Here is a 5,211-nt window from a genome sequence, read left to right as displayed (position 1 = left end):
AACGACATCCTCAACGAGCGCAGCGTCGCCACCCACCAGTCCGCCAGCGGCAAGGCCTATGAGCACCAGCGGCAGATGGCCGACAGCGCCGCACGGATCGAGGCCGAAGGTGACCTGAGCATGGTGGCCGGGCGCGACCTGCTCAATGTCGGCGGCGCACTCTCCGCAGGCGGCAATGCCACGCTGCAGGCCGGCGAGGATTTGCTGCTTGCCAGTCAGCAAACCGACAACAGCACCTCGCGCTACCAGAACGCGCGCAATTACAGCACTCGCCAGCAGATCGACCAGTACGGCAGTGATGTAAAGGTCGGTGGTGACCTGCAGGCCGCTGCCACGCGGGACATGGCCATCGTCGGCAGCCAGGTTACGGCACAGGGCGACATGGCCCTGCAGGCTGGTGGCAGCATGACCATCGCCTCCGCTGCCAATGAGTACCACTATGACGCCAAGCGCAAGGGCGGCGGCAAGAAGGTCGAGGCCGTACAGGACAGCGTTACTCAGATCGCCAGCGAGCTGAGCGCTGGTGGTGATTTCCGTGCAGTGGCCGGCCAGGACATGAACCTGAGCGCCAGCCGCATCGACGCGGGTGGTTCTGCCTACCTCTACAGCGGCGGGCAACTCAACCTGCTGGCCGCGCAGAACAGCGACTACTCGCTCTACGACAAACAGTCCAAAGGCTCCTTCGGCGCCAAGGCCACCCGGCGTGACGAAGTCACCACCATCCGCCATATCGGCACCGAGATCACCACCGGCAGCGACCTCACCCTGGCCAGCGCTGGCGACCAGTTGTACCAGCGCGCGCGCCTCGATAGTGGCGCCGACCTGAACCTGCAGAGTGGCGGTGGCATCACTTTCGAAGGTGTGAAGGACCTCGACCAGAAGAGCCACGAGAAGAGCAGCAACAGCCTGGTGTGGACCTCCACCAAAGGCAAAGGCACCACCGACGAAACCCTGCTGCAGACCCAGATGATCGCCCAGGGCGAAATCGCCATCAAAGCGGTGGAAGGCCTGAACATCGACATCAAGGACGTCGACCAGCAGACAGTCACCCAGACCATCGATGCGATGGTCGAAGCCGACCCGCAACTGGCCTGGCTCAAAGCCGCCGAAGAGCGCGGCGACGTCGACTGGCACCGCGTGAAGGAAATTCACGACAGCTTCAAGTACAGCCATTCGGGGTTGGGTGGCGGCGCTGCGATCGTGATCGCCATTATCGTGGCGTATTTCACGGCGGGGGCGGCGAGTGGGCTGATAGGCAGTGCCGCCGGAGCCGGGGCGGGTAGTGGATCGGCAATGGCTGCTGCTGGTTCTTCTGCAATGGTTTCTGCGGGAACGGCTGTGGGGACTGCTAGTGCTGGTTGGGCAAATGTGGCGCTCACTGCAGTCGCAACATCCGCAGCTAGCGGTGCTGCTATCAGTACCGTGAACAACCGGGGCAATCTCGGCGCAGTTTTTAAGGACGTCACCTCCAGCGATGCATTGAAAGGCTACATGGTGGCGGGAGCGACCGCAGGTCTGACGGCGGGCCTTTATGACAGTTGGACAGGCACGGAGACAACCAACACCAGCACCAGCAATGCGGTCGGCGCAAATACGCCGCTGAGTAACTCCGGCACCGTAAGTGTTGCGAACTCGGGATCAAGTTTGAGCACCTGGTCGGGAGTCGGCAGATTCGCGGCTAACCAAGCCCTGCAGAACAGCACCTCTGCCGCCCTGAGCAAACTCGTCGGTCAGGACGGCAGCTTTAGCGACGCATTGCAGAGCACCTTGGCTAATACCTTTATGGCAGCCGGCTTCAACTGGATTGGCGATAACACAGCCCCAGGCTCCAAGCTGGAATTGGAAAACGGCAGCCTCGCCAAGGCTGGCCTGCATGCCGTAATGGGCGGCCTCACCGCCGAAGCCATGGGCGGTGACTTCAAGACTGGTGCGTTGGCGGCAGGGGTGAACGAGCTGCTTGTCGAGAAGCTGGATGCCCAGTACCAGAAGATGGGAGTGGAAGACCGCAAAGCGCTGCTGGTGATGAACTCTCAACTGGTGGGTGTATTTACCGCAGGGTTGCAGGGTGGGGATGAGCAGAGCCTGCAGGTAGCGTCAGCGGTGGCGGGGGGAGCGACAAGTTACAACTGGCTACTGCACGAAGAAATACGTGCTGCGGATAAAGCGCGTGAGGGATGTGCAGCGCGTGGAGGTGATGTAGCGGCATGTCAGCATGACATCACGAAAGCAATGGATCAGCTCGATCAAATGCGCAACATGGACGTCACAGAGCATGGGCGCGCGGTGCAGCAACAGGCATTGGAGGAAGGCTGGTCGCTCGGAGAATACAACGATGCTCTGGATAGTTACTGGAATGGTATAGACAAAGATCAGCTCGTTTTAACTGGGTATGCTCCCGCTCAGGAGTGGGATTACCGGTTACCTGAATTCGGTAGCGGTGTTGTCGAGGCAGCTAAAAGCTGGCCAAGTCGTGTTGTCGACACGATTGTCGGGTTGAAAGATGCTCCTGCGAAATTAGCGCAAGCTCCCGGGCAGGCTTGGGAGTGGATCAGCAGTCCCATCCCTGCGCACAGCTTGGAGAGAGCTGGCGACCAGATGCTGTTCTCGACACCTGATCAGGTGGGAGGAATAGCATTTGATGCAACTACTGGTGCTATTACGTCGTGGGTGGGTGGCCGGCTGGTTGAATGGGTCGGTGGGAAATGGGTTACGAGTAGGAATGCTAGCGCGTCTTCTAAGGCATCCAATTTAGAAAGTGCGGTTCCAAATAAGCCTGTTCAATTTTCTGGTGGTACGCCAGTTCTTGAACGCTCGGCTGCAAATCCAGATGTTGTTAATTTAAGAAGTGCGGAGTTTTATCGAATCTATGGAGATAATCCGCTACGGGGTACGATGTCAAATATTGAGGCTCGTCAGTGGTATTTGCGTGAGGACGCTCAAATTCTAAATCGTATAGATAAATCTATGCCCCTAGAGGAGCAGGCAAAGAAAGCATTTGAAATGCGAAATGAAAATCGTACCCAAGCAAGGGAGTTTATGTCAGACCGTATTACAGCAGATCGACTGACGCGTGAGGAGCCGAATATGACATGGTCGCAAATGATTGACTACCGTAAGAGCCAGGGATTGTCAGGCGACGATATTTATCGGCGTATTTTAGAAAGCTCACAAAAGACAAGGGAAGAAGTTAATAAGCGTCTCGGCGTAGAGTAACGGAGAGCAAAATTTTGCAAGTTATTTCAAAGCGAAGTAATGAAAAAGGGCAAGTTGAATATCACGTTGATGCAATTTCTGACTGGGAGGGCTTTGATTCTATTGTCAAATATTTAAAGAAGTATTGGTGCGCTATTCCTTTGCAGATAGATGATAAAGTATATTCTCGTCGGTGGGTACTGAAGAGTGGCAGTGTGTCAATTTCTATCTATCACGATAGCCAGATCGGTAACTATCTGGTTAGAGAAGATGGGGTAAATGATCAGTCATTACTTGAGCAGATAGAAGCTGACCTGATAAATCGGTTTCAAGAATAGGTGCAGTGGAATAATAATCGTAACATTATAACGGGAATCAATGGGGTCAGAGTCATTGGTTTTGCATGTCATGGCAATTATCGTTTTCCAATCCTAAGGAGAGGAACACGCCATGGCCCGGTTACCCCGCCTTTATTTTCCTGGATGCGTCCAGCATGGAATCAATGGGGTCAGAGTCGAATGGCACTTACTTTAGCTTCTTTGGATGTCCGGATCTGCGGATTGTGCGGCGTGCGCAGGTACGTTTCTGCGTCATCAGCGGGTAAGGCTTTGGCCGCCGTTTGACTGCCCGAGGCTCTATTCTGCCAGGGCGCCGGCCTACACGTTTCTGTGCGATCAGCCTCAGCAGTTCAGCGATGGCGTCGTTAACACAGCACCTGTCCAGCAGGCGCCACGTCAGCCATAGCTGGACGCTGTGCTTGAAACTCAGTTGCCTGGGCATGCAATCAGCCAACAACGCGGACTCGGTCATCAGCAGGCGAATCAGGTTGTAAGCCAGCAGGTAAACCCACAACTCCTTGATCGCCATCTGTGGTGTCTTGCAGCTGAGCACCTCCAGGCCCAGCGTGCTCTTGAGGTTGCGAAGGTCGAGCTCGACATGCCAGCGCTGCTTGAACAGCTCTTTGAGTGATGCCTTGGGCGTCTGTTTGGCGCAGCACAAGGTGGTGACCAGAATCTTGCCACCGACTTTCAGTTCACACACGGTGAGTGTTTCGGGGACTTGTTCGTAGTCCTCTTGAGTCATCCAGGCAGGACGTTTGCGAGGCTTGGGCAGGTCGATCAGGTGGTCTCGTTCACCGAGCTTTTTGCCGCGCCGAAAGTCGGTATTGCGCCGGCGGGCACCGTATTGCTCGAATACACCGTCAACGCCCCTGCGTTGGAGCTCATGCAGCAGGAAATAGGTGGCATAGAAGGCATCGCCCAGCAGCAAATCGCCGCGCTCCAAGGTGTCGAGCATCGAGCGCAGCAGCGTCTGCTCATCACCACCCTTGCCGCGAAAACGCCCGATCGACGCGTCGAGAATCGCGCCACTGCTCAAGCAGATGATGCCCACGGCCCGACAGATCGGAAAGCCCAGCCCCGGTTGCTGCGCACGGGACTGCGGGTATGCCGCTTGGTTCTGAGGAGTATCGGGCATGCTCAGCGTGGTGCCATCGACCAGGCGCACGGGGCGTGTTTGCCAGAGCGGTTGATTGACACAACGTCCGCTGATCGATGAACCGCTACCACGAACCAGTTTGGAAACCAGCTCGACCGGCAAGCGCTTGCGCGCCTTGCAGTAGCCACCGGTGTGCGTGCTGCAGCGCCGTTGCTTGGCCCGCAGTTGCCTGCCCGCCAGCTCGTTGACGGCTTTTTGGCAGGAGTGGTCAGCACTCAGCGCTTGCCCCATGAACAGTGACAGCGTTTGCAGTGGTGGAAATTGTCGATGCCTGCACGCCGGCAGGGCCGCCTCGACTTGATCCGACAAGGCAGGATCGTTCAACAGTTCGAGCAGGGCGTGGGCATCAAGGGTCGAGGCATGATGTCGGGCACGCTGCTGTTGATGGAAAGCGGCCTGGCGCTTAGGATTCATGAAGGCTGCTCCTTGGCTTCGGCGGTGTGTTCGCAACTATCCACCGTAGACTTGGAGCAGCCTTTTTCGTTTCAGATCAATGAGTTGAATACAAAGTAAGTGCCATTC

Annotated in this window: 3 protein-coding genes; 2 read left to right on the top strand and 1 reads right to left on the bottom strand. The window is 56.7% G+C overall.

The window, feature by feature from the left end:
- Both BVH01_RS08145 and BVH01_RS24305 read left to right on the top strand, forming a co-directional pair.
- Nucleotides 1-3,213 (top strand): DUF637 domain-containing protein (locus tag BVH01_RS08145; protein WP_218189096.1); only part of this gene is annotated, 3,213 nt, incomplete at its 5' end.
- A 14-nt stretch (nt 3,214-3,227) separates the two neighbouring features.
- Complete coding sequence (locus BVH01_RS24305; protein WP_139317796.1) at nt 3,228-3,530, top strand: hypothetical protein; 303 nt, start codon at nt 3,228-3,230, stop codon at nt 3,528-3,530.
- A gap of 187 nt (nt 3,531-3,717) precedes the next feature.
- Here the strand turns inward: BVH01_RS24305 and BVH01_RS08140 are convergent, their stop codons facing one another.
- Entirely contained in the window at nt 3,718-5,103 is a 1,386-nt protein-coding gene (locus tag BVH01_RS08140) for an IS4 family transposase (RefSeq protein WP_075929863.1), read from the bottom strand.
- Nucleotides 5,104-5,211: the final 108 nt, after the last annotated feature.

It is taken from the genome of Pseudomonas sp. PA1(2017) (genome assembly GCF_001945375.1).
Taxonomy (GTDB): Bacteria; Pseudomonadota; Gammaproteobacteria; order Pseudomonadales; family Pseudomonadaceae; genus Aquipseudomonas.
The sequence above is the reverse complement of the archived record's forward strand: the minus strand, read 5'-3'. Positions and strand labels throughout refer to the sequence as shown.

Bases quoted from the DNA above. Each gene is read 5' to 3' on its own strand.
- BVH01_RS08140 (WP_075929863.1), bottom strand. From the start codon at position 5,103: ATGAATCCTAAGCGCCAGGCCGCTTTCCATCAACAGCAGCGTGCCCGA.